The organism is Nocardia sp. FBN12, assembly GCF_054031145.1.
The window spans coordinates 2,392,595-2,419,576 of sequence record NZ_CM132926.1 but is presented as its reverse complement, the minus strand read 5'-3'; the positions used below and the strand labels follow the sequence as shown (position 1 = coordinate 2,419,576).

29 protein-coding genes are annotated in these 26,982 nt (G+C 67.3%); 18 read left to right on the top strand and 11 right to left on the bottom strand.

The window, feature by feature from the left end; all coding sequences use genetic code 11:
- Window positions 1-6: 6 nt before the first annotated feature.
- The 8 genes from ACWZHB_RS11735 to ACWZHB_RS11700 all read left to right on the top strand — a co-directional run bounded on the left by ACWZHB_RS11735 (window position 7) and on the right by ACWZHB_RS11700 (window position 6,767).
- Window positions 7-801, top strand: a complete 795-nt coding sequence (locus tag ACWZHB_RS11735; RefSeq protein ID WP_427907964.1) for an alpha/beta fold hydrolase — start codon at window positions 7-9, stop codon at window positions 799-801.
- Complete coding sequence (locus ACWZHB_RS11730) at window positions 798-2,246, top strand: flavin-containing monooxygenase (protein WP_427907963.1); 1,449 nt, start codon at window positions 798-800, stop codon at window positions 2,244-2,246. The genes ACWZHB_RS11735 and ACWZHB_RS11730 overlap by 4 nt, the downstream gene beginning before the upstream one ends.
- Window positions 2,243-3,907, top strand: coding sequence for a GMC oxidoreductase (locus ACWZHB_RS11725; protein WP_427907962.1), 1,665 nt, complete (start codon window positions 2,243-2,245; stop codon window positions 3,905-3,907). Before ACWZHB_RS11730 ends, ACWZHB_RS11725 begins: the two co-directional genes overlap by 4 nt.
- 15 nt (window positions 3,908-3,922) lie before the next feature.
- The gene (locus ACWZHB_RS11720) at window positions 3,923-4,483 is read left to right on the top strand and encodes a DUF4334 domain-containing protein (protein ID WP_427907961.1); all 561 of its coding nucleotides are present in this window, start codon (window positions 3,923-3,925) and stop codon (window positions 4,481-4,483) included.
- Window positions 4,484-4,535: 52 nt separating this feature from the next.
- A complete protein-coding gene (locus ACWZHB_RS11715; protein WP_427907960.1) occupies window positions 4,536-4,838 on the top strand; it encodes a hypothetical protein in 303 nt (100 codons plus the stop codon).
- A gap of 23 nt (window positions 4,839-4,861) precedes the next feature.
- Window positions 4,862-5,149, top strand: a complete 288-nt coding sequence (locus ACWZHB_RS11710; RefSeq protein ID WP_427907959.1) for a hypothetical protein — start codon at window positions 4,862-4,864, stop codon at window positions 5,147-5,149.
- 87 nt (window positions 5,150-5,236) lie between these two features.
- On the top strand, window positions 5,237-6,490 hold the full coding sequence (locus ACWZHB_RS11705; protein ID WP_427909140.1) for an MFS transporter: 1,254 nt from the start codon (window positions 5,237-5,239) through the stop codon (window positions 6,488-6,490).
- 61 nt (window positions 6,491-6,551) lie between these two features.
- On the top strand, window positions 6,552-6,767 hold the full coding sequence (locus tag ACWZHB_RS11700) for a hypothetical protein (RefSeq protein ID WP_427907958.1): 216 nt from the start codon (window positions 6,552-6,554) through the stop codon (window positions 6,765-6,767).
- Here the strand turns inward: ACWZHB_RS11700 and ACWZHB_RS11695 are convergent.
- Window positions 6,747-7,130, bottom strand: coding sequence for a hypothetical protein (locus ACWZHB_RS11695; protein WP_427907957.1), 384 nt, complete (start codon window positions 7,128-7,130; stop codon window positions 6,747-6,749). The two genes, ACWZHB_RS11700 and ACWZHB_RS11695, sit on opposite strands and share 21 nt — an antisense overlap.
- 238 nt (window positions 7,131-7,368) lie before the next feature.
- Between ACWZHB_RS11695 and ACWZHB_RS11690 the strand changes: the two genes are divergently transcribed.
- A complete protein-coding gene (locus ACWZHB_RS11690; RefSeq protein WP_427907956.1) occupies window positions 7,369-8,172 on the top strand; it encodes a class I SAM-dependent methyltransferase in 804 nt (267 codons plus the stop codon).
- A gap of 69 nt (window positions 8,173-8,241) precedes the next feature.
- Window positions 8,242-8,940 carry a GNAT family N-acetyltransferase gene (locus ACWZHB_RS11685; protein WP_427909139.1) on the top strand — a complete coding sequence of 233 codons (699 nt, stop codon included), beginning with the start codon at window positions 8,242-8,244 and terminating at the stop codon, window positions 8,938-8,940.
- A gap of 26 nt (window positions 8,941-8,966) precedes the next feature.
- Here the strand turns inward: ACWZHB_RS11685 and ACWZHB_RS11680 are convergent, their stop codons facing one another.
- Window positions 8,967-9,623: a CPBP family intramembrane glutamic endopeptidase gene (locus tag ACWZHB_RS11680; RefSeq protein ID WP_427907955.1), complete on the bottom strand. Its 657-nt coding sequence runs from the start codon at window positions 9,621-9,623 to the stop codon at window positions 8,967-8,969.
- A gap of 125 nt (window positions 9,624-9,748) precedes the next feature.
- On the opposite strand from ACWZHB_RS11680, the gene ACWZHB_RS11675 reads away from it, so the two are divergent.
- Complete coding sequence (locus ACWZHB_RS11675; protein WP_427907954.1) at window positions 9,749-10,486, top strand: SCO6745 family protein; 738 nt, start codon at window positions 9,749-9,751, stop codon at window positions 10,484-10,486.
- Between the two features lie 6 nt (window positions 10,487-10,492).
- Here ACWZHB_RS11675 and ppk2 read toward each other — a convergent pair whose 3' ends face one another.
- Window positions 10,493-11,428: a polyphosphate kinase 2 gene (gene ppk2 / locus ACWZHB_RS11670; RefSeq protein ID WP_427907953.1), complete on the bottom strand. Its 936-nt coding sequence runs from the start codon at window positions 11,426-11,428 to the stop codon at window positions 10,493-10,495.
- Between the two features lie 179 nt (window positions 11,429-11,607).
- On the opposite strand from ppk2, the gene ACWZHB_RS11665 reads away from it, so the two are divergent.
- The 3 genes from ACWZHB_RS11665 (at window position 11,608) to ACWZHB_RS11655 (ending at window position 14,993) form a co-directional block, all read left to right on the top strand.
- Window positions 11,608-13,086 carry a sugar porter family MFS transporter gene (locus tag ACWZHB_RS11665; protein ID WP_427907952.1) on the top strand — a complete coding sequence of 493 codons (1,479 nt, stop codon included), beginning with the start codon at window positions 11,608-11,610 and terminating at the stop codon, window positions 13,084-13,086.
- A gap of 172 nt (window positions 13,087-13,258) precedes the next feature.
- Window positions 13,259-14,335: a metallophosphoesterase gene (locus tag ACWZHB_RS11660; protein ID WP_427909138.1), complete on the top strand. Its 1,077-nt coding sequence runs from the start codon at window positions 13,259-13,261 to the stop codon at window positions 14,333-14,335.
- 40 nt (window positions 14,336-14,375) lie between these two features.
- The gene (locus ACWZHB_RS11655) at window positions 14,376-14,993 is read left to right on the top strand and encodes a class I SAM-dependent methyltransferase (RefSeq protein WP_427907951.1); all 618 of its coding nucleotides are present in this window, start codon (window positions 14,376-14,378) and stop codon (window positions 14,991-14,993) included.
- A 6-nt stretch (window positions 14,994-14,999) separates the two neighbouring features.
- On the opposite strand, the gene ACWZHB_RS11650 is transcribed toward ACWZHB_RS11655, so the two are convergent.
- The 3 genes from ACWZHB_RS11650 to ACWZHB_RS11640 form a co-directional block, all read right to left on the bottom strand.
- Window positions 15,000-15,938, bottom strand: a complete 939-nt coding sequence (locus tag ACWZHB_RS11650; protein ID WP_427907950.1) for a sigma-70 family RNA polymerase sigma factor — start codon at window positions 15,936-15,938, stop codon at window positions 15,000-15,002.
- 10 nt (window positions 15,939-15,948) lie between these two features.
- A complete protein-coding gene (locus ACWZHB_RS11645; protein WP_427907949.1) occupies window positions 15,949-17,133 on the bottom strand; it encodes an NAD(P)/FAD-dependent oxidoreductase in 1,185 nt (394 codons plus the stop codon).
- Window positions 17,134-17,227: 94 nt separating this feature from the next.
- On the bottom strand, window positions 17,228-18,076 hold the full coding sequence (locus ACWZHB_RS11640; RefSeq protein WP_427907948.1) for an alpha/beta fold hydrolase: 849 nt from the start codon (window positions 18,074-18,076) through the stop codon (window positions 17,228-17,230).
- Window positions 18,077-18,133: 57 nt separating this feature from the next.
- Between ACWZHB_RS11640 and ACWZHB_RS11635 the strand changes: the two genes are divergently transcribed.
- Entirely contained in the window at window positions 18,134-18,739 is a 606-nt protein-coding gene (locus ACWZHB_RS11635) for a TetR/AcrR family transcriptional regulator (RefSeq protein WP_427907947.1), read from the top strand.
- Window positions 18,740-18,811: 72 nt separating this feature from the next.
- Here ACWZHB_RS11635 and ACWZHB_RS11630 read toward each other — a convergent pair whose 3' ends face one another.
- Window positions 18,812-19,219, bottom strand: coding sequence for a hypothetical protein (locus tag ACWZHB_RS11630; protein WP_427907946.1), 408 nt, complete (start codon window positions 19,217-19,219; stop codon window positions 18,812-18,814).
- Between the two features lie 49 nt (window positions 19,220-19,268).
- The gene (locus ACWZHB_RS11625; RefSeq protein WP_427907945.1) at window positions 19,269-20,090 is read right to left on the bottom strand and encodes an alpha/beta fold hydrolase; all 822 of its coding nucleotides are present in this window, start codon (window positions 20,088-20,090) and stop codon (window positions 19,269-19,271) included.
- A gap of 254 nt (window positions 20,091-20,344) precedes the next feature.
- Here ACWZHB_RS11625 and ACWZHB_RS11620 point away from each other — a divergent pair, with 254 nt between their 5' ends.
- Entirely contained in the window at window positions 20,345-21,070 is a 726-nt protein-coding gene (locus ACWZHB_RS11620) for a GbsR/MarR family transcriptional regulator (RefSeq protein WP_427907944.1), read from the top strand.
- A 57-nt stretch (window positions 21,071-21,127) separates the two neighbouring features.
- Here the strand turns inward: ACWZHB_RS11620 and ACWZHB_RS11615 are convergent, their stop codons facing one another.
- Window positions 21,128-22,084 (bottom strand): endonuclease/exonuclease/phosphatase family protein, encoded by a 957-nt coding sequence (locus ACWZHB_RS11615; RefSeq protein WP_427907943.1) that lies wholly within the window; start codon window positions 22,082-22,084, stop codon window positions 21,128-21,130.
- 142 nt (window positions 22,085-22,226) lie between these two features.
- Here ACWZHB_RS11615 and ACWZHB_RS11610 point away from each other — a divergent pair, with 142 nt between their 5' ends.
- On the top strand, window positions 22,227-23,588 hold the full coding sequence (locus ACWZHB_RS11610; protein WP_427907942.1) for a M20/M25/M40 family metallo-hydrolase: 1,362 nt from the start codon (window positions 22,227-22,229) through the stop codon (window positions 23,586-23,588).
- A gap of 23 nt (window positions 23,589-23,611) precedes the next feature.
- On the top strand, window positions 23,612-24,139 hold the full coding sequence (locus ACWZHB_RS11605; protein ID WP_427907941.1) for a YbhB/YbcL family Raf kinase inhibitor-like protein: 528 nt from the start codon (window positions 23,612-23,614) through the stop codon (window positions 24,137-24,139).
- 59 nt (window positions 24,140-24,198) lie between these two features.
- On the opposite strand, the gene ACWZHB_RS11600 is transcribed toward ACWZHB_RS11605, so the two are convergent.
- Together ACWZHB_RS11600 and ACWZHB_RS11595 are read right to left on the bottom strand one after the other, a co-directional pair.
- Window positions 24,199-26,022 (bottom strand): AMP-dependent synthetase/ligase, encoded by a 1,824-nt coding sequence (locus tag ACWZHB_RS11600; protein ID WP_427907940.1) that lies wholly within the window; start codon window positions 26,020-26,022, stop codon window positions 24,199-24,201.
- A 131-nt stretch (window positions 26,023-26,153) separates the two neighbouring features.
- Window positions 26,154-26,963, bottom strand: coding sequence for a GTP cyclohydrolase II (locus ACWZHB_RS11595; protein WP_427907939.1), 810 nt, complete (start codon window positions 26,961-26,963; stop codon window positions 26,154-26,156).
- Between the last annotated feature and the right edge of the window lie 19 nt (window positions 26,964-26,982).

The window sequence follows — 26,982 nt, the reverse complement described above, 5'->3', positions numbered from 1 at the left end:
GCTGCGATGACGCAGATCTCTCACCTCCGCCGGGGCAGTGGTTCGCCGATCGTGCTCGTGCACGGTCTCGGTAGTCGCCGGCAGGTTTTCGCGCCGATCGTCGAGCTGCTGGCCGAGCAGCACGAGGTTGTCGCGATCGATCTACCGGGTTTCGGTGACTCACCGGCGCTGGACGCCGTGCGTCCGGGCCCGCGCGGGTACGCCGCGTGGCTCACGCAGTGGTTGGCGGACAACGATATTCGGCGCCCGCACGTGGCAGGCAGTTCGATGGGCGGCGGTATCGCCCTCGAACTGGGCCGGGCAGGCGTGGCGTCCGGGGTCACTGCGTTCTCGCCGGTCGGGTTCTACGGGCCGGTGGGCAGGCGCTGGACACAGGGCTTGCTCACCAGCATGCGTGCTGCGGCCCGGGTCGCCGGGCCGACATTGGACCGGCTGGTCGGACACCCCGCGGGCCGCGCCGTGCTGCTGTCGTCGATGTTCGGCCACCCGGTCCGTGTCGACCCCGATGCCGCTCGTACTGATTTGGCGGGGTTGGCCGGTGCCACCTCGTTCGCCGCGGCCCGCGACGATTTCGGCAACTACGTCCTCGACCCCGGCGACGATCCCGGCTCCCTGGCGGAGATTCCGGTGACGATCGCGTGGGGCACGCGCGACATCGTGCTCGTGCACCGCACCCAGAGCGCCCGTGCCCGGGTGGTGTTGCCGTTCGCGCGGCATGTCGACCTCCCGGGTTGTGGGCACCTTCCGTTCAGTGACGACCCCGCTACCTGTGCTCGCCTCGTTCTCGAAGGGACCTCATGACACCGTCCATCGCCGTGATCGGCAGCGGGTTCGGCGGCCTCGCGGCCGTGATCGAACTGAAGAAGCGCGGCTTCGATGACATCGTCGTGTTCGAGAAGGCCGATGATGTCGGCGGTGTCTGGCGGGAGAACACCTATCCCGGTGCCGCCTGCGACGTACCGTCGCCGTTCTACTCCTACTCGTTCGAACCGAATCCACGTTGGCCGCACCGGTTCTCGCGGCAGCCGGTGATCCTCGACTACATCAGGCACGTCGCCGAGAAGTACGATGTCCGCCGCCACATCCGCTTCGGCACCGAGGTACTCGGCGCCGCGTTCGACGACACGACCGGGAAGTGGACGGTCCGGCTCAGCGGCGGGGAGCCGGTGGTGGTCGATGTGCTGGTGTCGGCGGTGGGCCAGCTCTCCCGGCCCGCCCTGCCCGCGATCGAGGGCCGGGACAGTTTCGGCGGTAGTAGTTTTCACTCCGCCGAGTGGGATCACGAGGTCGATCTGTCGGGCAAGCGCGTGGCGGTGATCGGTACCGGGGCGAGTGCGATCCAGTTCGTCCCCGAGGTTCAGCCGCAGGTCGAGAAGCTGACGCTGTTCCAGCGGACCGCGCCCTACATCATCCCGCGACCCGATCGTGAGTTCTCCGCACGCCACCATCGGGTGTTCGAGAAGCTACCCGTGACCGAGCTCGCCGAACGCGGCACCTGGTACGGCGTGGTCGAGGGGCTCAGTGTCGCCTGGGTGTACTCCAAACCCCTGGCCGCCGCGATCAAGGCCGTCTCGAAGTGGCACATGCGCAGGCAGACCAAAGCCAAGCCGGGTCTTTTCGAGCAGGTGTGGCCGGACTACCCGGTCGGGTGCAAGCGAATCCTGTTCTCCGACAACTATCTTCCCGCGCTGGCCGAGTCGAATGTGGAGGTCACCTCCGAGCGGATCGCCGAGATCACACCGGCGGGTGTGCGCACCGCCGACGGGCAGGAACACGAGGTCGACGTCATCATCTGGGGTACCGGCTTCACCAGCACCGAGTTCCTCGCCCCGATGACGATCACGGGCGCGCAGGGCCGGGAATTGACGCAGGAGTGGGACAGTGGCGCGCACGCCTACTACGGCATGACCGTGCCGCGGTTTCCGAACCTGTTCATCATGTACGGCCCCAACACCAATACCGGTGGCGGCTCGATCATCTACTTCCTCGAGGCGCAGGCGAAGTACCTCGGCGACTATGTCGCCCATCTCGCGGCGTCCGGTCGCGCACTGACGGTGCGTCCGGACGTGGAACAGGCCTATGACGAGCGGATCCAGGAGCAGCTCAGCGGGAGCGTGTGGAGTCGCTGCTCGTCGTGGTATCGCCAGGCCGACGGCCGGATCACAACCAACTGGCCACTGCTGGGAATCCAATACAAGAAGCAGGCGCGGTTCGACCCCGCCGACTATGAGGTGGTGTCGCGATGAGTGACTACGACTACGACGTGATCGTCGTCGGTTCCGGTTTCGGTGGCAGCGTGACCGCGCTGCGGCTGACCGAAAAGGGTTACCGGGTAGGTGTTCTCGAATCCGGTAGGCGCTGGAACGTCGAGGATTACCCGAAGACCAACTGGAACATTCCGAAGGCCATCTGGGCGCCGCGCCTCGGCCTCACCGGGCCGCAGCGGATCAGCGCACTCGGCAAGTGCCTGGTGTTCAGTGGTTCGGGCGTGGGCGGTGGTTCGCTGATCTACGGCAATACGCTCTACGAACCGTTGCCGGAGTTCTACCGCGATCGTGCGTGGTCGCACATCACCGACTGGAAGTCCGAGCTCGCGCCGTACTACGACCAGGCCTCGCGGATGCTCGGCGTGGTCGAGAATCCGCGGGTCGGGCCGAAGGATGAGGTGTTGTTGCAGGTCGCGCGGGATCTGAAGGTCGTCGACACGTTCCATCGCACCCATGTCGGTGTCTTCTTCAACGAGGGTTCCGAAGGCGTCGAGGTCGATGACCCGTACTTCGGTGGTGCGGGTCCGCGCCGGGCGGGCTGTATCCACTGCTCGGAGTGTTTCACTGGCTGCAAGCACAATGCCAAGAACACGACTACGCTCAATTACCTGCATCTGGCCGAAAGCAATGGCGCACAGGTACATCCGTTGACCACGGTGACGTCGGTGGTGCCCGACGGTGACGGTGGTTATCGCGTCGAGACGGTGCAGTCGAATGGTTGGGTGCGTAAGGAGCGTCGCACTTTCACCGCGCAGCAGGTGGTGTTCGCGGCGGCGGCGCTCGGCACCCAGAAGTTGCTGCACAAGTTGCGCGGCGACGGCACGCTGCCCGAGTTGTCGGCGCGGGTCGGTGAGCTGACGCGTAGTAATTCCGAGGCGATCATCGGGGTCACGAGTAAGTCCCGACGGGATTTCTCCCAGGGTGTGGCGATCACGTCCTCGATTCACCCGGAACCGCAGACGCATGTGGAGGTGTGCACCTACGGCAAGGGGCAGAACGCGTTGTTCTTGCAGACCGTGCCGATGGTCGACGGTGGGGCGTTCCGGTTCCTGCGGTTGTTGCTGACGATGCTGTTGCATCCGGTGCAGTTCCTGCGTTCGCAGAACGCGCACGGTGCGTCGGAGCGGTCGGTGATCCTGCTGGTGATGCAGTCGCTCGACAATTCGCTGACCTCGTATTTGAAGGGAAAGCGGTTGGTGACGAAGCAGGGCAGCGGGGAGCCGAATCCGGAGTGGATTCCGATGGCGCACGACATCGCGCGCCGCTACGCGGCCGAATCCGACGGCATCACCGGCAATATCGCCACCGATATCTTCAATATCCCCGCGACAGCGCACTACATCGGCGGCTGCACCATCGGCGACTCCCGCGACACCGGCGTTATCGACCCCTACCAGCGCGTCTACGGCCACCCCGGCCTGCACATCGCCGACGGCAGTGCGATCACCGCCAATCTCGGTGTGAATCCGTCGCTCACCATCACCGCGCAGGCTGAGCGCGCGATGGCGTTCTGGCCGAACAAGGGCGAGCCGGATCCGCGCCCTGAACTCGGTGCCGGCTACCAGCGGATCAGTCCGGTGGCCCCGGTTCGGCCCGCTGTGCCCGCGTCGGCGCCCGGCGCGCTGCGACTGCCTGCCTGATAGGAGAGGATTTTCATGACGATCGACCAACTCAGCGCGCTCGAACCCGCCTGTTCCAGGGAGGCGGCGCTGGCGCTGTTCGACAGTCTGGCGCCGGTGTCCGCGAGCGAGCTCACCGGTCGGTGGCACGGTCGCGAGCTGGCCACCGGGCACCAGTTGGACGGGCTGCTCGTGGCGTCCGGGTGGTATGGCAAACAGTTCGACGGTGTGGACAGTGTGCATCCGCTGTTGTTCCGCGATCCCGCGGGTGACATTTTCGCTGTCGATCCGAAACGTGTGCCGTTGGGCATGGTCGGCAAGGTGCCGGGGACGGTCGTCGAGCGGGGTCGGGGACTGCTCGGGGTGCTGAAACCGGCGTTGCGCACGCGCCGGTATCGGGCGCGGCTGCGGGCGGTCGAGCACCGCGGTGTTGTCACCACGGCGATGGTGTACGACCATCTGCCGATCATCGATGTGTTCCGCCGGGTCGATGACGACACGGTGTTGGGCCTGATGGACTACCGCAATTTTCCGGATCCGTACTTCTTCGTGCTCGTCCGTGAAAACGAACAGGATGCCGCCCGTTTGCCCGATTGAATCGGGGGTACGCGCCGACTGGGGAGAACCCTCGTCGAAAGGAGGCCGTGCCATGACCGACTACATTGATCCCCATCAACACAAGTTTCCCGATACCGAGCGCACGACGCGCTCACATGCGGGGGAGTTGGTCCAGGACTCGCTGAACTGGCCGGGACTGTTGCTCCTGGGAATCGGCATCGTGATGCTCGCGGCCACCTTGACGGCCGCCGGTTCCGGATTTGTCGGATGGGCGGTGATCGCCGGCATCGTCAGCGGTGTGTGCCTGCTGTTCGGTGTGGGAATTGTCGTCGCCGAGCACCGCCGGATCAAGGTCGGCGAGGGTTTGCATCTCACTGATCCGTGCGGTCACTGAGGTCGGGCACGGAAAGGACGCCGATGGATCAACGCGCAGAGCCCGGCCGGATCATCGTCGACTATTCGCATCTGTTTCCCGGTGTGGTGGTGCGCGCCGATCGCATGGCCGACGAGTTCGACGTGGTGTTCTCCGATGGGGTGCGCACCGCGGCGGAGATTCTGCGTGACGACAACGGGGGTTCGGCACTCGATGTCGTCGGTTACGCCACGGCCGCGGGCACGATGCAGCCCGGGCGGGTGTGGCCGATCATGTCGATCGAGGAGGTCGGTTCCGAGGTGAACATCAAGCTGGGGCCGTTCTTGCGCTAGCGGTCTCCTTGGTCGAGGAGGCCGGTTGGTCGTCGCTGGACCTTTCTGTGCCCAGCGACTGGACTGACGTCCATGTGTGCCGCGATGATGACGCTCATGAGCGAGCATCCCGCGCAACGGCGCACGCTGGCCGTGTTGGTCGCGGCGCAGATCTTCAGTGGGGCGGGGCTCGCCGCGGGCATCACGGTCGGTGCCCTGTTGGCGCAGGACATGCTCGGGTCCACCGGATTGGCGGGGTTGCCCGCGGCGATGTTCACGATCGGGTCGGCCGCGGCGGCGGTGGGTGTGGGGCGGATTTCGCAGCGGTCCGGGCGTCGGGCGGGGCTCACGCTCGGGTATCTGACCGGCGCGCTGGGGAGTTTCGGGGTGGTGGCGGCCGCGGTGACCGGGAGCCTGCCGTTGCTGTTCGTGTCGCTGATCGTGTACGGGGCGGGTACGGCGACGAGTCTGCAGGCCAGATACGCGGGTGCGGATCTGGCGCGGCCCGCGCATCGGGCGCGCGCGATCAGCACGGTGCTGGTGGCGACGACGGTGGGCGCGGTGGTGGGCCCGAATCTGACGACGCCGATGTCGAATATGGCTGTGCGGTGGGGCATTCCGGCGCTGTCGGGTCCGTTCGTGCTGTCCGGGGCAGCGTATGCGCTGGCGGCACTGGTGCTGTGGGTGCTGTTGCGGCCGGATCCGCTCGTGCTCGCCCGGAGGGTGGCGGAGCCGTCCGAGGAGGTTGTCGTGGCCGGCGTTTCGACGCGGTGGTCGGCGCCGATCGTGGCCGGGACGACGGTGATGGTCGTGACGCAGTTGGTCATGGCCGCGGTCATGACGATGACGCCGATCCACATGCAGCATCACGGGCACGGTGTGGGTGCGGCGGGGTTCGTGATCGCGGTGCATGTGGCGGGGATGTATCTGCCCTCGCTGCTGTCCGGGATGCTCGTCGATCGGTTCGGGACCGGGTTCGTCGCGGTGGCGGCCGCGGGCACGTTGATCGCGGCCGGGTTGGCCGCGGCGCTGGCCCCGCCGAGTTCGGTGGGGGCGCTGGCGGTGGCGCTCGGGTTGCTCGGGGTGGGCTGGAATCTGGGGTTGGTCGCGGGGACGACCATGATCGCCGATGCGACGCCGGTCGCGACTCGCGCTCGAACCCAGGGCACGGTCGACGTGGGGATCGCGATCGCGGGCGCTGGGGGTGGGCTCGGGTCCGGGGTCGTCGTGGCGTTCGCCGACTACCCGGGGCTGGCGTTCCTCGGTGCGGGGATCGCGCTGCTGATCGTGCCGGCGCTGGCCTGGGCCACTCGCCGCCCACGCATCCGCGACGAAAGTCCGTCGGTGCGTGTCGAGAGCTGACCGCGATCTGGGTGCGATGGCTCGTCGCGGCAGGACGGTGGGATCGTGGGATGATCTGGCGATGAATGGTCAGACGAGTACCGGTCGGCTGTTGACACTGTTCGGCGGCGTTGCCCTCGTGATGCTGATGGTCAACTGGAGTCTGCTGCGCGCGGTCGCGTTCGCGGTGATCTGGGCGGTCGCGGCGGGCGTACTCGTCCTGCGGGACCGGCGCAACGGCACCGGCCGAGCCGCTGCGGTTCCCGACGCGGCGGGCTCAGACACCGGCGAGCGCTGAGGCCAGATCCGGCACGTCGAGAGCCTGCACGGCCTGCTCGCGCACATCAGGGCAGTGCTGCGTCGTCACCGTGTCGATCACCTCGCGATTGCGAGCCACCGCGACGTTGATGCCGCCACTGCGCACCGCCCAGTTCTGGACCGTGGCATTGAACGACACGCGAGCGACCGTCGATCCCTGTGCCCGCCAATTGTCGAGCTCTGGCGCCATCATCTCGCACAGGTGGTCGGCGGCCTCGTCGGAGATCTCCGGCGCGTTCGCCGCCGACGGCGGCAGACCGGGATCCGGCGCCTCGGTACTGGTCGCGCACCCGGCGACCATCAGCAGCCCGATCAATGCGGCCCCTCGTAGATGTGTGAACACGCAACTGTCCCTCCGGTAGAGGTTTGTCCTTGCTCAGTGCGAATGCCCGCCTCGAGCAGGGCCAAACAGCGGTCGCCGGTCGGAAATCGCTGGGGGAGGTAGGTATTCGCTCCGTGGAAGATCGACAACGCGCTATGGTGTCGGCAGCCGGGGCGAGAGGCGCTGCGACGGACTCGGTCCGCCACGCTCGACTTCGGAGACCACGGTCAAGGGCGCCTCCTGTATCAGGAGGCCGATCGTGAACAGTTCAGTGACGACGTGGGGCATCGGTGACTACCCGCTGATGGGCCGATCTCTTCAGCCCGTGTCCGTGGCGGCGGTCGACGCGGCGGCGGTCGCGCCGGGCGACCGGGTGGTCGACATCGCTACGGGTACGGGCAATGCGGCACTGCTCGCGGCCGAGCGCGGCGGCAGAGTTGTCGGTATCGACTTCGAAAAGGGCCTGCTGCGGGTGGCCGAGGAGCGAGCCCACGCCGTGGGTGCTGACGTCGAATGGCGGTGGGGTGGGCTGGAAGCTCTACCGCTCGCTGATCAGTCGGCCGATGTTGTCCTGTCGGTCTTCGGCGTGATGTACGCGACCGATCACGCGATCGCGGCCCGCGAACTCGCGCGAGTCGCCGCGCCGGGCGCCAGGGTCGTCCTCGCGTCGTGGGTCCCGGGCAGCTTGCTGCCGGCGATGGGGCAAGTATTGAGCGTCTATCTGCCACCGCCGCCCGCAGGCAACGGGCCGCCTGGTCGCTGGGGTGATCCCGCGGCGCTCGTCGGCATGCTCGAACCTCATGGACTACAGCTCACCGCCGCCTCGCCTAGCCGGATCACCTTGCCGTTCGCTTCATCCGAGGAGGCGGCCGATTTCCTGATCCGGACCGCGGGGCACGTCGTGAGTGAGCAGGGCAGGCTGACCGCGGAGGGTCGTTGGGACGCGTTGCGCCGGGATCTGCGCCGATTCGTCGAGCAACGAGCAGAGTCCCGCGGCGGCCTTCTCGGCCTGCCACTGGATTACCTTCTCGCCTCGGCGATCAGGGCACCGGAATCGCGGTGAGTGCAAACGGTGACGGGGGGCGTGGGGTCGGTTAGCGTTCCGGCGGTCGGGTTCGGTGGTGAGGAGGGTGTGTTGACGGTCGACGTCGATGTCGCGGTGCATCCGCTGGATGATCCCGTGCGGGCTTCGTTGCGCGGGGAGCACCGGCGGTTCGCGCGGTGGGTGGGGCGGATCGGGCGATATGAGCCGGAGGTGGCGCGGTTCGTCGGGCATCCGGTGGTGTTGGACGGGCAGGATTGGGCGGACCTGGGGACTGCGCTCGGGCCGGGTGGGAGTGCCGGGATACGTGGGACAGGGCATGTGCCGCCGCCGGGGTGGACGGTGCTCGCCGAGTTCGACACGGTGCAGATGGAAGGGTCGGGGTTGCGGGTTGCCCTCGATTCCGGGCTCGACCGGCTCACCGCCGCTGATGTTCCCGAGATTCTGGCGCTGATCGCTCGGACCGAGCCGGGACCCTACGCGCCGCGGACCATCGAGATGGGCACCTATTTGGGGTTGCGGGTCGAGGGACGGTTGGTGGCGATGGCGGGGGAGCGGCTGCATCCGCCGGGGTGGACCGAGATCAGCGCGGTGTGCACCGACGCCGAGTTCCGGGGCAGGGGGATCGCGTCGCGGTTGGTTCGGGCGGTCGGGGCGGGAATCCGGGCGCGGGCTGAGACACCGTTTCTGCATGCGGTCGCGCACAATACGTCGGCGATCAGTTTGTACGAGACGCTGGGTTTCACCGTGCGGAAGAAGTCGAAGCTCACGCTGGTGCAAGCGCTATAGCTCAGCCCACACGCGCGAGCGAGGAGTTACGCGGCCGCTGCCCCGTGATAGAAGAAGTCACCGAGGCCGACGGTGAAGACGAGGATGCCGTAGAGGGCGTGCTCCACCGAGGTGACGAGCAGTGAACGGGTTCGCCTGTACCGGGTGGCGAAGAGGACACCGGCGGCGACACTCAGCAACACCGAGATCCAGTTGCCGACGATGAAGTGCGCGAAACCGAAGGCGACGGCACTGATGGCGATCATGCGCGGACCGTCGCCGAAGACCGGGGTGTAGCGGTGGAAGAGGAAGGCGCGGAAGAGGAGTTCCTGCGGATAGACGCTGATCAATGGGTAGAAAACGAGGATCAGGACCCAGATGAGGGGGCGTTCCCGGGGCAGGTCGAACAGCGAATCGGGGCGCAGGACGGATACCGTGGCGGTGAGGGCGACAGCCGCGACCACCCAGAGCGCGAGGATCGCGGGGAGCGCTGGGCGCAAGGCGTCGGCTCGCCAGAAGCTGTGGCGGTCGAAGCCGGTGCGGCGCAGGTAGATCACGATGCCGACCGTGATCACCAGCAGGAAAGGCAGTGGGCCGACACCGCGCAGGGTCACCGCGTACAACCCGGTCAGACCGAAGAACAGAGCGACGAATTCGGCTGCGAGCCAGGTCTTCCGGCTGATCTGGCCGGTGTCGACGGTCATGCTCCCGAGCCTACTGGGTGCAGTCGTGTGGATTTCGGTCGTTATCTTCGCGAAGGGACTGCCGTATCTGACTATTGGGCGCTATAGTCTGCTGGGAGTGGACTACAGCGGAAGGTGGCAGACGAATGACGTCGGCAGCGGTCAAACGACAGGTACTCGAACTCGGTGGGGCGTTCATGATCTCGCGGGAGGCTCGGATGTTCGGGGAGGCGACCGGGGTGGACGGGTTCCACGGCGCCTACACCCGGGGTCGCGGCGGGGTACTCGGTGACGTCGACGCCGATGTGGTGACCGCGGCATTCGGCTTCTTCGAACCCGAATGCGTCCGTGCCGCATGGGAATCGGTGCCGATGCCCGCCGCCGACGCCGCGAACCGGTACATGATCGCGTGCCGCGATTTCGGGCAACGCAAGCTCGCCGCGTTCGAACAGGCCGATCGCCTCGCCGAGCTACTGCGACGGGTGGTCGACGCCGCGCCCTCGACAGGCCTGCCGTTGTTCGCCGGCTGGCGGGCGATGCCGGTCCCCGAGGACGGGCGGAGCGCGGTATTGCAGCTGACGCATGTGCTGCGCGAGCTGCGCGGCGGGCTGCACCTGGTCGCGGTGATGGCCAACGGGCTCACCCCGCTGCAGGCGATCCTGGTGGCAGGCTCCCCGATCTACGACGGACCCGGCCACGCGAAGTTCCTCGGCTGGGCCGAACCGTTCGAGCCGGTGACCGCCGACATTCAGGCGCGCTGGGATGCCGCGGAGAAGCTGACCGACGAACTGATCGCGCCCTGCTTCGACGTCCTCGACGACGCCGAGCGCGCCGAGCTCACCACGCTGATGCTCGAAGCGCACCGAGTCGGCCTGACGCGCTAGGCCTTTTCAGGAACCGATGACGTCGCGCCCGCGGCCCACGATCAGTGGGTCGGCGGTGCCGACGATCTCGGCATCCTTGTTCTCGTAATCGAACCCGCTCAACACGTGCCGCATCGCGTTGAGCCGGGCTCGCTTCTTGTCGTTGCTCTTGACCACGATCCACGGCGCGTGATCGGTGTCGGTGTGCTCGAAGTTCTCTTCCTTGGCCGCAGTGTAGGAATCCCACTTGTCGAGCGAGGCCAGATCCATCGGTGAGAGCTTCCAGTGCCGCACCGGGTCGACCTGGCGGATGGCGAAACGGGTGCGCTGTTCCAGCGGCGAGACCGAGAACCAGAACTTGACCAGGTCGATGCCGTCGTCGACGAGCATCCGTTCGAACAGCGGCACCTGCGCCAGGAAACGCCGATGCTGTTCGGGCGTGCAGAAACCCATCACCCGTTCCACACCCGCGCGGTTGTACCAGGAACGGTCGAACAGCACGATCTCGCCCGCGGCGGGCAGGTGCTCGACGTAACGCTGGAAATACCACTGGCTGGATTCGCGCACCGACGGCTTTTCCAGCGCCACCACCCGGGCCCCGCGCGGATTGAGGTGCTCCATGAACCGTTTGATGGTGCCGCCCTTGCCCGCGGCATCGCGACCCTCGAACACGATGACGACGCGGCGACCGGTCGCCTTGACCCAGTTCTGCAATTTCAGCAGTTCGATCTGCAGCAGGCGCTTGTCGAGGTCGTACTCGAGGCGGGAGAGGCGCTCGTCGTAGGGGTAGCCCTCGCGCCAGGTGTCGACGACCAGGCCACCGGGTTCGGTGAGCAGGATCGGATCGTCGTCGTCGCTGTCGTCGACGGTGAATCCGGTGGTGTCGGCCAGGTTCACGGCGGTCGCGAGATCGGCGATCTCGCTGACAGCACGGGGGATCGGGCGAGTCTCGACATCGGTCATCCTTCGGACGCTAAATGATGCGCGTGTCGCCCAGATGAACGCACGGTGCCCGCCCAACACGGCGATGTGGGCTCGCGATCGCGGGTTGCGGCAGATGCCATTCAGTCGGGGGCACACTGTGACTGGTTCGCGCTGCTACTCGCGAGGCGATGATGCCCGCCGTGGAGAGGATGACGTCGATGCATGATGGAGGCTCCTTCACCGACCGATCCGCTCTTCCCGACGGTGACCCGGCGTCGGGCGGTCGGGTGGTCCGGATCGCGTCCGTCGCGGCGCTCGGCGGGTTGCTGTTCGGCTTCGACAGTGCCGTGATCAACGGCGCGGTCTCGGCGATCCAAACCGAATTCGATGTCGACGACGCCGTTCTCGGCTTCGCGGTGGCCTCGGCCCTGCTCGGGGCCGCGGCGGGGGCGATGACCGCGGGCTGGATCGCCGATCGCATCGGCAGGCTCAAGGTGATGCGGATCGCGGCGATCCTGTTCTTCGTCAGCGCCATCGTCACCGCCTTCGCCCCCGATGTCTGGATCCTGGTCCTTGGCCGGGTGATCGGCGGTCTCGGTGTCGGCGTGGCCTCGGTGATCGCCCCGGCCTACATCGCCGAAACCTCACCCGCGCGCATCCGCGGCAGACTCGGGTCACTGCAGCAGCTCGCCATCGTGCTCGGCATCTTCCTGGCGCTGCTGGTGGACTACGTGCTCGCCCACCTCGCCGGCGGCGCCAGCGAGACGCTGTGGTTCGGCCTGGACGCCTGGCGCTGGATGTTCCTGTCGATGGTGGTGCCCGCCGTGGTCTACGGCGTGCTGGCCGCCACGATTCCCGAGTCGCCGCGCTATCTGGTCGCCACGCACAAGATCGGCGAGGCGCGGCGCGTGCTGTCGATGCTGTTCGGCGAGAAGAACCTCGAGGTCACCATCGGCCGGATCGAGGAGAGCCTGCGCAGCGACACCCAACCGTCGTGGAAGGACCTGCGCCGCCCCGCCGGGGGCATCTACCCGGTCGTGTGGGTGGGGCTGATGCTGTCGGTGTTCCAGCAGGCGGTCGGCATCAACGTGATCTTCTACTACTCGAACGTGTTGTGGGAGGCGGTGGGTTTCGAGGAATCCCAGTCGTTCCAGATCAGTGTGTTCACCTCGGTGGTCAATATCGCCACCACCATCGTCGCGATCTTGCTCATCGACAAGGTCGGGCGTAAACCGCTGCTGCTCACCGGCTCGATCGGCATGACTGTCACGTTGGCCACGATGGCGATCTGCTTCGGCTCGGCCGACCAGGTGCCCAACGCCGACGGTGTCATGGAACCGCACCTGACCGGCGCGGTCGGCCCGATCGCGCTGGTCGCGGCCAATCTGTTCGTCGTGTTCTTCGGGATGAGCTGGGGTCCGGTCGTGTGGGTGCTGCTCGGTGAGATGTTCCCGAACCGGATCCGTGGCGCGGCACTGTCGCTCGCCGCGGCGGGGCAGTGGGCGGCGAACTGGGCGATCACCGTCTCGTTCCCGAGTCTGAAGACCTTCTCGCTCGGGTTCGCCTACGGGATGTATGCGGTGTTCGCGCTGCTGTCACTGGGTTTCGTCGCCAAGTTCGTGCCCGAGACCAAGGGGATGTCGCTCGAGGACATGGACGAGGCCGCCGGCTTCGAACACCCCACCGCCAAAGCCTGATCGCGCGGGGATCCGGGTCACCACACCACGCCGCTGCCTGCCTCGCGGAAACCCGTCTTCGTGCTGACCGTCTTCGGCGCGCCGCTCGTGCGGGGTCTAAGCTGCGGCGCGACAGGTCAGTGTGCTTCGATCAGGTCAGTTGTCCAATAGAGCCACTATGCAGAAGGTGACCATGCACGAGTTCTCGACCGGAATCGGCCGTCGTGAAGTTCTGGCCGGGGCAGCCGGTGTCGTCGCGGGGATGTCGTTGGTGGGGCTTACACCTGCCGCGGCGGTACCCGCCGAAGTGCCCAAATTCGCTCCGAAGGCCGGGCGTACCGCGCGGATTCTGATCACCGGCGACGCGGGCACCGGCACCCGCACGCAGTGGGCGGTCGCCGACGCGGCCCGCGCGTTCCATGCGCGCGAACCGTTCTCGATGGCGGTCGGTCTCGGTGACAACATCTACGACTCCGGCCCCAGCGGCCCCGACGACGCCCAGTTCGCCACCAAGTTCGAGGATCCCAATGCGGGACTGGACTTTCCGTGGGCGATGGTGCTGGGCAACCACGACACCTCCGGGGTGTTCCCCGGTGACGGCGGCTGGCTCGCGCGCGGCAATCACGAGGTCGAATACCACGCGAAGTCCGCGCGCTGGTGGATGCCGAGCCGCTACTACTCGGTGCGAGTCCCCGAGCAGAACCCGGTCGTGGAGTTCTTCGTCCTCGATCTGAACCCGCTCGCCGCCTACATTCCGCCGCTGCTCGACCCGTACTGGGCGGTCGACGGCCCGTACATGAACGCCCAACGGGTCTGGCTCGACCGCGCGCTGGCCGAATCGACCGCGCAGTGGAAGATCGCCTGCACCCACCACCCGTACCTGAGCAACGGCCCGCACGGTGACGCGGGCAGCTACGAGGGCCTGCCGATCGAGCCGCTCAACGGTGTGCACGCCAAGCGGTTCTTCGAAGACCACGTGCTGGGCAAGGTGTCGTTCCTGCTCTCGGGCCACGACCACACCCTGCAGGTGCTCGAGCCGACGGCGGCGACAAAGGGCACCCGCCAGATCGTGTCCGGCGCGGCCGGCAAGACCGCGGGCGGCCAGCCCCGCTTCGGTGACAAGCCGACGCACCCCGCCCTCTACGAAACCCAGCACGAACTCGGCTTCATGGTCATGGATCTGACACCGGACACGGTGAACCTGCGGGTGCTCACCGTCGACCCGGCCTCGGGTGCGAGCACCCAGGTCTTGGACCGTCGACTCGGCTGAAGTCGACCGCCGATGGTGGCGGTGGGAGGATGATCGAGGGATGGGCTTCTACACCGACCGGATCCTGCCCCACATCACCGACAAAGTCTGTGGCATCGCCCAGAACGGGCCGCTGCGCGAACGAACCTGCGCCGGGCTGCACGGTGCGGTGCTCGAAGTCGGCTTCGGGTCAGGGCACAACATCGGGTTCTACCCCGCCGCCGTCGAGCGGGTCAGCGGAGTCGAGCCCGCGGACACCGCCTGGAAGATCGCGGCCAAACGTGTTGCGGCGAGCTCGATTCCGGTCGAACGGGCCGGTCTCGACGGTCAGTCGCTGCCGTTCGCCGACGCCACCTTCGACACCGCCCTGTCCACCTTCACGCTGTGCACCATCCCCGATGTCGGGGCGGCGCTCGCCGAGATCCGCCGGGTCCTGCGACCCGGCGGCACGCTGCACTTCGTCGAACACGGACTCGCGCCGGAGGAGTCGGTGCGGACCTGGCAGCACCGGCTCGACCCGATCCAGCAGAAGATCGCGGGCGGGTGCCATCTCGACCGTGACATCGCGGGCCTGATCACCGACGCGGGCTTCGAGATCAGCGAGATCGACCGGTTCTATCAGCCGGGCGCCCCGAAAGCCTTGGCGGCGTTGTCTCTCGGTGTCGCCGGGCGTTCGTGAGGTCGGCTACCACGATTCGATCAGCGGCGCATCGTGCTCACGGCGCTGCCAGTGCTCGGTGAGGCGCAGGAGCCGGTTGGGTGCGGCGATGCTGCGCAGGCCCGCGACCTTGTCGCCGCGCACTTCCAGGATCGCGATTCCCACGATGCGGTCATCGAGGGTGAACGCCATGGCGGGGCAGCCGTTGACCACCACAGCATGGATCGACGGTGAGCCACCCGCGAGCCGGCGTTTGGCCGGAGTCGGTGTGAGGCCTGCCTGCATGGCGCGGGCGAGGCGCTGCGGAGTCGGGAACAGGATGAGCTTGGTGGCCGTGCCACCGACACCGTCGGAGATACCGGTCGCGTCGTCGGTGAGTAGCGCGATCAGCTGATCGGTGCGGCCCGAGGAGGCGGCGTCGACGAATGCCTCGACGATGCGTCGCGCGCCGGCCTGGTCGATGCGAGTGGTGTTGCGGGCGAGGGTGATTCGCCCGCGCGCCCGGTGCAGGTGTTGCTGACTCGCGGCGACGGTGATGTCGAGGATCTCGGCGATCTCGGCGTGCCGGTAGGCGAAGGCCTCGTGCAGCACATACACCGCGCGTTCGACCGGCGACAGCCGTTCCATGAGTGCCAGCACCGCCAGGGTCACCGATTCGCGTTGCTCGGCGGTGTCGGCGGGGCCCAGCAGCGGGTCGCCGTCGAGCAGCGGTTCGGGCATCCAGGTGCCGACCGCGCGTTCGTGGCGCGCCTTCGCCGAGCGGAGCCGGTCGAGCGCGAGGTTGGTGACGATCTTGGTCAGCCAGGCCTCTGGCACCTCGATGAAGGCCGGATCGGCGGCTTGCCACCGCAGGAACGCGTCCTGCACCGTGTCCTCGGCGTCGGCGGCCGAACCGAGGAGACGGTAGGCGATCGAGGCCAGCCGGTTGCGGCTGGCCTCGAAACGCTCGACGGTGGCACTGTCCATGAGCACGACTCTAAGCGGGGACCACGGTGTGTTCGCGGGTGTCGGCCGCGCGGTGTCGGCGACTGGGCATTCCGAAGGTCGGATGGCTCAGGCTCCAGGGGTTCGCCCCGAGGATCGCCGCTTTGACACGAGCGGCCGTCCGGCCGCGCAGGGCCCACGACTTCGATCGCGCGTCACCGTCGACAACCTGGAACAGCCCGTCCTTGCGACCAAGGCTGATGTGGTTGCCCACATAGGACAGCGAGGTCGTCGAGATCTTGCGCCCGGTCCGGTCCCCGACGATCGTGGAGGTCGCCTGCATGCCGGTGAATCCCGCGGAAGCGCACGACATCGGCAAGGGCCGACCGTTGTCACCGATGACGAAGGCGCTGTCACCGGCGACATAGACCTCAGGGTGCGAGACCGAGCGCATCTGACGGTCGACCGTGATCTGGCCGTTGGGTTCCACCGCGAGACTGCTGGCCGCGGCGATCGGATGCGCGGCGAACCCGGCGGCCCACACCGTCGCGTCGGCGGCGAATGCGGTGCCGTCGACCGCGACGGCGCCCCCGGCCTCGACGCGCTCGACGGTGGTGTCCTGGTGCACCGCGATACCGAGCCGTTCGAATGCGCCGAACAGGTGACGGCGGGCCCTGCCACCCAGCCAGCCGCCGAGTTCGCCGCGAGTGGTGAGGCTGACCCGCAGCTCCGGATGGGATTCGGCGATCTCGGTGGCGGCCTCGATCGCGGTCAGGTTGCCGCCGACGACCAGCACCTTCCCGCCCTCGCCGAGCTCATCCAGGCGGGCGCGCAGGCGCAGGGCCGCCGGGCGTGATGCCACATGGAAGGCGTGTTCGCCGACGCCGGGGACATCGTGGTCGTCGGCGGTACTGCCGAGTGTGTAGAGCAGGGTGTCGTAGCCGATCTGGTCGATCCCGCGACTGTCGGCGATCGTGACCGTCCGGTGCTCGACGTCGACGCTGGTCACCCGCGCTATCCGAAGCCGGATACCGGTGCCCGCGAACACCTGTGCCAGCGGCAGATGGCGCAGCGTCTGCCCGGCGGCGAGTTGGTGGTTGCGCAGCCGCTCGGCGAAATCGGGTTCGGCGTTGACGACGGTGATCTCGAAGTCGTCGGAGTGGAGTCGGCGGGCCAGGGCTCCGGCGGAGAATGCTCCGGCGTATCCGGCCCCGAGGACGACGATGCGGTGCTTCATGATTCGCTCCTGTCTGGTTCGCGTGCACCCTGAACGAGACAGCTCGCGATTTCCTGACAGGATCGAACAGTGACCTGAGTCACTGTCTCGAATGTTATCGGCGGTCGGCTGTGGTGGTGGTAAGGAATGCGGCGATGGCGGTGGCTACCGCGGCGGGGTTGTCGAGCATGGACAGGACGTAGGCGTCGTCGATCTCGACCAGCCGTGCGTGCGGGATGAGGGCGGCCAGCCGGGTGCCGTGGGACCTGGGCATGACCTTGCCTGCGGAGGACCAGAGTATGAGGGCTTCGCCGGAGAAATGTCGCAGGGCTTCGGTATTGGCGATCAGTGCGCGTTTGTCGAAGCCGGAGCGGGTGTAGGCGAGCAGGTCGGCGCGGATTCCGCGGTCGCGCAGACCCGGTTCGGTCCAGGCGTGGACGAGGGCGTCGGGCAGGGGCGATTTGGCCATCCAGCCGAACATCAGGGGGGACCGACGCAGCCAGCTGACGCGCATCTGACGCAGTGCCAGGGTGATGCCGCCGGGGAGAACCGAGGCGAGGATGGCGGTTTTGCCGGGCAGTCCCGGTGGGAAGTTGTCGAAGGCTTCGCTGGGGAAGATGATCAGGCGGCCGACGCGATCGTCGAGGCCGTAGGCGGTGAGGAACAGGGCGCCGCCCCAGTCGGAGTGCACGAGGGTGACATCGTGCAGGTCCAGCGCGGTCAGGAAGTCGGCGACGAGCTGGTTGAGGCCGCGCAGACTCAGGTCGGTGCCGGGGCGAAGGGGTTCGGGGTGTGCGCCCAGCGGGAGGTCGGGCAGGACGTAGCGGAAGCCGGTGGGCAGCAGGTCGATGACCGAGTCCCAGACCGTGTGGTTCATCAGCAGTCCGTGCAGCAGGACCACCGGGGGACCGTCGCCGCGTTCGCGGTAGTGGATCCGGCCCGCATCGATGTCGACGGTCGGCATAATGCCCTCCTCGAGGCTAGAGCGTTTACTCTAGTGCGCTTGCTCTAGTCTGGTGGAGTGAGCGAGCAGATGTCAACGAGTACCCGTGACCGCCTGGTGACCGCGGTCGCCGAATTGATGCGCGTCCACGGGTACAGCGCGATCACCGTCAAGCAGATCACCGCCGCGGCCGAGGCGCCGATGGGGTCGCTCTACCACCACTTTCCGCAGGGCAAAGTACAGATCGCGGCCGAGGCGTTGCGCAGCACGGGTGCCGCCTACATTCAGCTGCTGCCGCTGCTGATGGACCCACACGATGATCTGCGAGCGGCCGTGCCTGCCGCGTTCGATGACGCCGCCCGCACGCTCGCGGAATCCGGGTGGATGAACATGTGCCCGGTCGGCACGGTCGCGGGGGAGATCGCCGACGCCGAACCGGTCTTGCGGGAGGTCGCAGCCGAGGTGATGCGGGACTGGATCAGCCAGGGCACCAAGTATTTTGTCGATCGCGGGGTCGGGGAATCCGCGGCGCGCGAGCTGATCCTGGCGATCCTGTCCGCACTGGAGGGGGCGTTCGTTCTCGGCCGCACACTGCGTTCGGCCGAACCGTTGCGTGCGGCCGGTCAGGCGATGGCGGCGCGGGTGGCCATGGTGCTGGCCGAGGGCTCTGCCGTCGGTCGTTGATCACCCGGCGCACCACGATGGCCGTGTCACGGGCCCTGTGACACGGCTGTGGTTGCGCGAGTGGATGTTTCATCACGCGGCGGCGAGCGCTCCGGTGATCTTGCGGGTCAGGTCGGTCATCGCCGGGTTGGGCCGGGTCTGGTAGAGCTGGGCGGTGTCGATGGCGACGGCGATGGTGTTGCGGAAATTCTCGGCCTCGACCGGGTCGTGCTTGCCGAGCAGGCTCATCGCCGCCGTGAGGGCGGGCAGCACCTGATCGGCGAGCTCGGCGACCGACGTACCGCTCAGCGCGATGCGACCGGACTTCTCAGCCAGGACATGGCCGACCAGTCCGGTCGCCGACGACAGCGCGATGCTGCCGGTCGTGGCGATCTTGTGCGGCTTGCAGGTAGCCGCGCCCGCGGCGGCGAGGAGGGAGACGGCGCCGTAGGCGGCGGTCCGCAGGGTGGCCTTTTCCTGGGTGGTGAGGGTGACGGACATGGTGATGTGCTCCTTGGGTTGTGTTGTGCGGGTGGGGAATGGGTGGGATTCAGCTGGTTGCCGACGAGGTCGCCTCGACCTCGCGTACGGCATCGGCGATGGCACGGAAGTCCTTGCGCAGGATCGCACCGTGGTTGCTGGGGACCTTGGCGCTGATGCGGATGTTGGGGTTGGTGGCGAGCACGTCGTTGAGGCCGGCGCGGATCTTCTCCTGCTCGTCGCCCTTGCTGCCGAACGAGGTTCCGGACGCGACCACGTAGCGCACCGGAACGGTGATGGCGTCGAGTACCGGTCCCAGTTTGCTCACGCTCGAGAGCTTGCCGAGTTCGATATTGCTGTCGGCCTGCTGCTGTGCGGTCAGGCGGGGCGCCAGACCGGTCGGGCGGGCCAGCGGCAGCACCCAGCTCAAACGCTTGAACAGCTTGCGAATCCGCAGTTCCATCGCCTCGTCGAGCCAGTCGTAGGGGAACGCGCCGTCGACGAGAACCGCGCCGACGGCAGCGTCGGGGTTGCGGCTGGTCCAGTGCGCGCCGAGGTAGGCGCCGTAGGACCAACCGGCAACGATCGGCTTCTGCGTGATGCCCCTGGCGGCGAGGATCGCGTCGATATCGCGCACACAGGTGTCGAAGGAGTAGTCGGCCGATTTCTTCGACTTGCCGCGGGCCCGCTCGTCGAAGGTGATGTGGCGGTAGCCGGGGCCGAGTTCGGCGATGACCCGGCGCCAGTAGCCCTGGGTGGCGAACTGACCGTTGAGGTAGATCACCGGGGTTCCGATGCCGCCGGTGTCGGTGACGGCTAGTTCGGTGTCGTCGATCGGGACCATGCCGGTCCATGCGGCGGTGGTCGCGTCGGTGGGGTTCGAGGAAGTCATTGTCGTGTCCTTGCGTTGCGGTATTCGTTATTTACTGATGGCTAAACCATAGATTGCGTTCACCAAACTGTCAACAATCGAATCCGTCGAAAATGCCTGTTACAGCGTGCAAATACATCAATATTGCAATGATAATGAGGGTGAATGCAACGGAGGTCCGCGTTGCGCGTTGCAATGAACTGGGGGTGAATGCATACTGGGCGTGGTGCGGGCTATCGGCTCCGCACCGGTCGACAGAAAGGTGACCAGCAGCGATGCCCGGAGGCAGACTCACCGACGCGGACCGTCAGCACATCGCCACGGGGCTCGCGGACGGCCTCGGCTACGCCGAGATCGGGCGCACGCTGGGGCGGCCCGCCTCGACCGTCATGCGCGAGGTCACCCGCAACGGCGGACCCGACGACTACCGAGCCGAACGCGCACAGGAAGCCACCCAGCAGCGCGCACGCCGACAGAAGCGGGCCAAGCCCTGCGCACCACCGATTCCCGACGGCGGTTACGGACGAGACCCCCAGGCAGTTGCCGACTTCGCCGAATCGTTCACCGCCCTGCTGATCGAGCAGGGTCTGCCGCGCATGGAAGCCAGAGTGCTTGCCTGCCTGCAGATCACCGACTCCGGGGCGCTCACGGCCGCCGAGCTGGTCGCGCGACTACGCGTGAGCCCCGCCTCGATCTCGAACGCGGTGGCGTTCCTCGAACAGCAGGGCATGCTGCGACGCGAACTGATCCCCGGCGAACGGCGCGAACGCTACCTCGTCGACGACGACATCTGGCTGCGCAACCTGGTCGCCTCGGTGCAGATGCAGAACGCCTTGTCCGCCATGACGCTGCGCGGCGTCGAGGTGCTCGGACCTGACACCCCGGCCGGTGCCCGCTTCGAGCAATCCGCCGAGTTCGTCGCCATCGTCGGCGCGGCCCTGCGCCAGGCGATGCAACAGTGGCGTGAGCGCCTGGCCGAGCGAGCCGCCGAACGGGAGTAGCGAGCGGCTGGACTTCGTTTCGACGAAAAATGCGTTGCTACAGCCAGATTCGATCGGCTAGTGGTCGGCGTCGAGGACGATCCGGGCGACCAGTGCGCGGTGGTCGGCGCCGGGCAGATCGACGGTCTCGACGGTCGTGGCGTGGGCACCGGCGAGCAGGAAGTGGTCGATGCCCACCAGCGGTGGGATGGGCTTGTCGGTGGGATAGGTGACCAGGTGGCCCGCGCCGGCTTGGATCGCGGCGTCGGCGAACCGGCCCGATGCCATGGCGCGGAAACGGGCGTGGTCGTAGGTGGCGTTGAAATCACCGCCGACGATCGCGGGGCGGTCGGCGGGGGAGCGACGCAGGATTTCGTGCAGGCGGGAGAGCTCGTCGGCCCAGACCCCGGTGTCGTAGACGGGCGGGACCGGGTGGAAGGCATAGATCGTGACCGGGCCGATCTCGGGCACGGTCGCGGTGGCCGAGATCTGGTTGAGGACGTAGCCGTCGTATTCGACGGTGTCGGACAAGGGGAATCGGCTCCAGATGCCGGTGCCGCTGGCCGTCTGGCCGGGGGCGAGGTAGCGGTGGGGCAGGAGTTGGTCGAGACCGGCACTGGACAGGCTGTCGACGGCGGTGCGGGTCAGCTCGTTGACGGTGAGGATCGCGATGTCACGCGCACGCACCTGATCCACCACGACATTCGGATCGGCACCGTCGAAGAGCAGGTTGGCCTGCATCGCCATGATCGGCTGTCCGTCACCACCGGGCTCCGCGAAATACAACGGCGCCTGGGTCGCGATGCCGATGCCCGCGACGGCCACCGCCACACCGGTCGCGATCCACTGCCTGGTCGCCGCGAAACCGACGGCACCGAGCACCGCACCACCCATCAGATAGGGCGCCCCCGAAGCTGCCAGCACGAGCGGTTCCAGCGGCCACCGGATGACATGCAACGCGACCCCGGCGACTCCGGCCGATGTCGCGGCCCCGGCCAGCACACGGACACCTACTCGGACTACCTGCGCTCGCATCTGGTCAGCCAAGCACGCGGCGGGGACGTAGGCGAATTCGTTGTTCTGCTCACGGTGAGTCTGTGGCGGCGAGCAGCGGCGCAAGGGCGGACCGACCGGCAGGTGGCGCGGCGGGTGTGGGAATGGTGGTAGGAAAGGGGGCGTGTCGGTATCTGGCGAGAATTCTGGTTCGAACGGGCGGTCCCGCGCGGAAGACGAGGTGGTGGAGCTGGTCAGCAAGCTGATCCAGTTCGACACCTCCAATACCGGCGAGCTGTCCACCACCAAGGGCGAGCGGGAGTGCGCCGAGTGGGTGGCACAGCAGTTGCACGAGGTCGGCTACGAGACCGAGTACGTCGAGTCGGGTGCGCCGGGACGCGGGAATGTGTTCGCGCGGTTGAAGGGTGCCGATTCGAGTCGCGGTGCGCTGATGATCCACGGGCACCTCGATGTGGTGCCCGCCGAGGCCGCCGACTGGAGCGTGCACCCGTTCTCCGGTGCGGTGCGCGACGGCTACGTATGGGGGCGCGGCGCGATCGACATGAAGGACATGGTCGGGATGACCCTGGCCCTGGCCCGCCAGTTCAAAGCCGAAGGCACCCTGCCGCCGCGAGATCTCGTGTTCGCGTTCCTGGCCGACGAGGAGAACGGCGGCAAGTGGGGCTCGCAATGGCTGGTGGAGCACCGGCCCGACCTGTTCGACGGGGTCACCGAAGCGGTCGGTGAGGTCGGCGGGTTCTCGCTGACCGTGCCACGCCCCGACGGCACCGAACGCAGGCTCTACCTGGTGGAGACCGCGGAGAAGGGGCTGGGCTGGATGCGGTTGCGCGCCAAGGCCCGCGCCGGGCACGGGTCGTTCCTGCACGAGGACAACGCCGTCACCATCCTCGCCGAAGCCGTCGCCCGTCTGGGTCGCCACACCTTCCCGGTGGTGCTCTCGGATTCGGTGGCCGAGTTCCTGGCCGCGGTGAGCGAGGAGAGCGGGCTGGCGTTCGACCCGCACGGACCCGATATCGAAGGTCAGCTGGCCAAGCTGGGCACCATCTCACGCATCATCGGCGCCACCCTGCGCGATACCGCGAATCCGACGATGCTGCAGGCCGGCTACAAGGCCAACGTCATCCCGCAGACCGCCGAAGCCGTGGTCGACTGCCGGGTGGTACCGGGGCGGCAGGCGGCGTTCGAACGCGAGGTCGACGAACTGATCGGACCCGACGTGGAGCGGGAATGGATCACCAAGCTCGACTCCTACGAGACCACCTTCGACGGCCACCTCGTCGACGCCATGAACGACGCGGTCCTGGCCCACGACGCCGACGGCCGCACCGTGCCCTACATGCTCTCCGGCGGCACCGACGCGAAAGCGTTCGCGCGCTTGGGGATTCGCTGCTTCGGCTTCGCGCCGCTGCAGTTGCCGCCGGAGCTGGACTTCACCGCCCTGTTCCACGGGGTGGACGAACGGGTGCCGGTCCAATCGCTGGAATTCGGCACCCGGGTGCTGGAACATTTCCTACTGCACAGCTGACCTCGACTGGAAAGGTCCTCTCTATGACGTACAACCCCTATGACGCGCTGCCGCAGGTGCCGTCGTTCACCCTTACTTCCGCCGACATCACCGATGGTCAGCCGCTGGCCGACGATCAGGTGTCGGGGGTGTTCGGGGCCGGCGGTAAGGACATCTCGCCGCAGCTGAGCTGGTCCGGATTCCCCGAGGGCACACAGAGTTTCGCGGTGACGGTGTACGACCCGGACGCGCCGACCGCATCGGGGTTCTGGCACTGGGCTGTCGCCAACATTCCGGCGTCGGTCACCACCCTCGATGTCGGCGCGGGCAGCGAAGGCGGCAGCTTGCCCGCCGGTGCGGTGAGCTTGCGCAACGACGGGGGTTTCCCCGGTTTCGTCGGCGCGGGACCGCCGAAAGGTCATGGACCGCACCGGTATTTCGTCGTCGTGCACGCGGTCGATGTCGCCGAACTCGAAATCGGACCGGACGCGACGCCCGCCTACCTCGGGTTCAACCTGTTCTTCCACACCCTGGCCAGGGCCATCCTGATCGGCACCTACGAACAGAACTGACATACGAAAACAGCGGTGGCCCTGATACTTTCCGGGGCCACCGCTGTCTTCTGTGCTGCCTACTTCACATTGACGACGTGCTCCGGCGGAGTCGCCGCGTAGAGCTCGTCGATCGTCTCGGCGTACTTGTTCGCGATCGGGGTCCGCTTGAGCGACATCTTCGGGGTCAGCTCGTCACCGCCCGGCTCCCACAGGTTGTCCACGATCACGAAGCGCTTGATCTGCTCCACCCGCGACAGCTTGCGGTTGCCCGCGAGCACCGCTTCCCTGACCTCGTCGACGATCTCCTTGCGCCGGGTCAGTTCCGCATGGGTGGCATCGGTAGCGCCGAAGTCCTTGGCGCGCAACGCCGCGACATCGGGATCGAGCATGATCAGTGCGGTGATGTAGGGGCGGGCCTCGCCGATCGCGACAGCCTGACCGATCATCGACGAGGCCGCTTTCATGGCGTTCTCGATATTGGAGGGGGCGATGTTCTTGCCCGCTTCGCTGATGATCAGTTCTTTCTTGCGATCCACGATGCGCAGGTAGCCGTCGGCGTCGAGGGTGCCGATGTCGCCGGTGTGCAGCCAGCCGTCGTCGTCGATGGCTTCGGCGGTCTTGTCGGGCATATTGCGGTAGCCGGGGGTGATGATCGGGCCACGCAGCAGCACTTCACCATCGGCGTCGAGGCGCAGTTCGCACCCGTCCATCACCCGGCCGACCGAGCCGGGGCGCGGCTTGTCGAGCTCGGTGTAGGTGCCCACACCCGCGGTCTCCGACATCCCCCACACCTCGGTGACGGCGAAGCCGAGGCCGAGGAAGTACTCGAGGGTCTCCGGCGGCACCGGTGCGGCACCGGAGGCGGCGCACTTCAACTCCGCGAACCCGAGCGCCTCACGCAACTTCGACAGCACGAGGGTGTCGGCGATCTTGTGCTGCACGCCGAGTACCAGCGAACTTTCACCGGCCAGCTTCGCCTTGGCCTGCGCGACACCGACACCGATCGCCCAGTTGGCCAGTGCCTTCTTGACCGGGCTCGGCTCGACCGCGAGCTTGTTCTCGATCCCCGCCTTGATCTTCTGCCACACCCGCGGCACACCGAAGAACACCGTCGGACGGGCATCCGGCAGGGCGGCGGCGATCTCACGCGGATCGGTGACGGTGGTGATCTGGATGCCGGTGAGCAGGCTCATCGCGTGCGCGGAAATACGGTCGGCGACGTGGGCGGCGGGCAGATACGACACGGCCCGGTCGTCGAAGCCGACCGGCAGCGGACCCGAGACCAGGCCGACGACCTGGGCGATCACATTGCTCTGGGTGAGCTCGACACCCTTGGACGGGCCGGTGGTGCCGGAGGTGTAGATCAACGTGGCCAGATCGCCGGACTGCACCGCCTGCCAGGCCGCGTCGAAGTCGAAGTCCGGTGCGGGATCGGCTTCCAGCGTGGCCAGGGTGATCGTGCCCTCCGCGGTGCCGTCGACGATCACGGTGTGTTCGATCTCGGCGCCGGATGCGCGGATCGTGTCGAGGAAGGCCTGCTCGGTGATGACCACCTTGTTGCCCGCGTTGGCGAACACGTGCGCGATCTGCTCGGTGGAGCTGGTGTTGTACACCGAGAACGGGACGGCGCCCAGGTGCAGGGCGGCGGTGTCGATCAGGTTGAACTCGGGCCGGTTGGTGAGCATGATGCCGACCGTGTCGCCGTGTCGCACACCCAGTTTCGCCAATCCGGCCGCCAACGCCTTGACCCGGGCCGCGTACTCGGACCAGGTGATCTCCTGGGTGCCGCCGACCGTGCGCAAGGCGATCTGGTCGGGCCGAAGGGCGGCAGTCTGCTGGAAGGCGGCGGGCACGGTGTGCACCGTGACGCCGGATGCGTGCGCGAAACCGATGTCTGTCATATTCCTGTTCCCATAGGCCGAGCTGGATACCGAGCCAATGCGAGTGAAACTGTCTCGTTATCTCGAGGCAAGGACATCGGCAGTGGCGTGGCTCACTTATCGTAACCGGACATACGGGATTGTGAGGGGGGTTACCAGCGACGCCCGATCCGCAACCGGCGCCACCACCGTGGCCGTTGCGGGCTCGACCGCGGGTTCGCGACCTCGGCGGTTACGTTCGGCAGCGGGGCCCACGGCGCGAAATCGCGGGGGATCATGTGCTTGCGGCGGCGGACTTTGGCGTCGAGGTAGCGACGGCCGCGTTCGGTACCGAGCTGGATGGCCAGCGGAATGACCTCGACCGCGATGCCCGCCTCGGTCAGCGCTCGCACCTTGTCCGGGTTGTTGGTGAGCAGGCGCACCCGAGTCATGCCGAGGTCGCACAACGTCTTCGCGACCAGCTCGTAACGGCGGGTGTCGGGGTCGAGGCCCAACCACTCGTAGCTGTCGAAGGTGTCGATGTCGAGTTGCTCGCTGGTCCGGTAGCCGATCGCCTTCCAGATCAGGCCTGCGCCGCGGCCTTCCTGTTCGAGATACACCAGCACCCCGGCGCCTTCTTCTTGGATCATGTTCATCGACAGCGCCAGTTCGGGGCCGCAGTCGCAGTCGTCGGATCCGAGGGCGTCCCCGTAGAGGCAGCGGGAATGCACGCGGACCAGGGGCTTGGCGCCGGGCTCGCCGAAGACCAGGACGTAGCCGCCGTCGGTCGGGCTGTCGATGGTGTGCACCTGCACCCGGATCTGGGTGCCGTTGCGGCTGAATTGATGCACCGGTCGCAGATCGTCAGCGCCTCGACCATTCGACGCTACCGCCGCCAGTTGGTCGGGATCGGTGATCGTCAAGCGCTCCTCCGAGGCTGTTCCGGCATCGGGATACCCCGCTGCGTGGACGGAATATGGCAACGGCGCGACTCTACGCGCG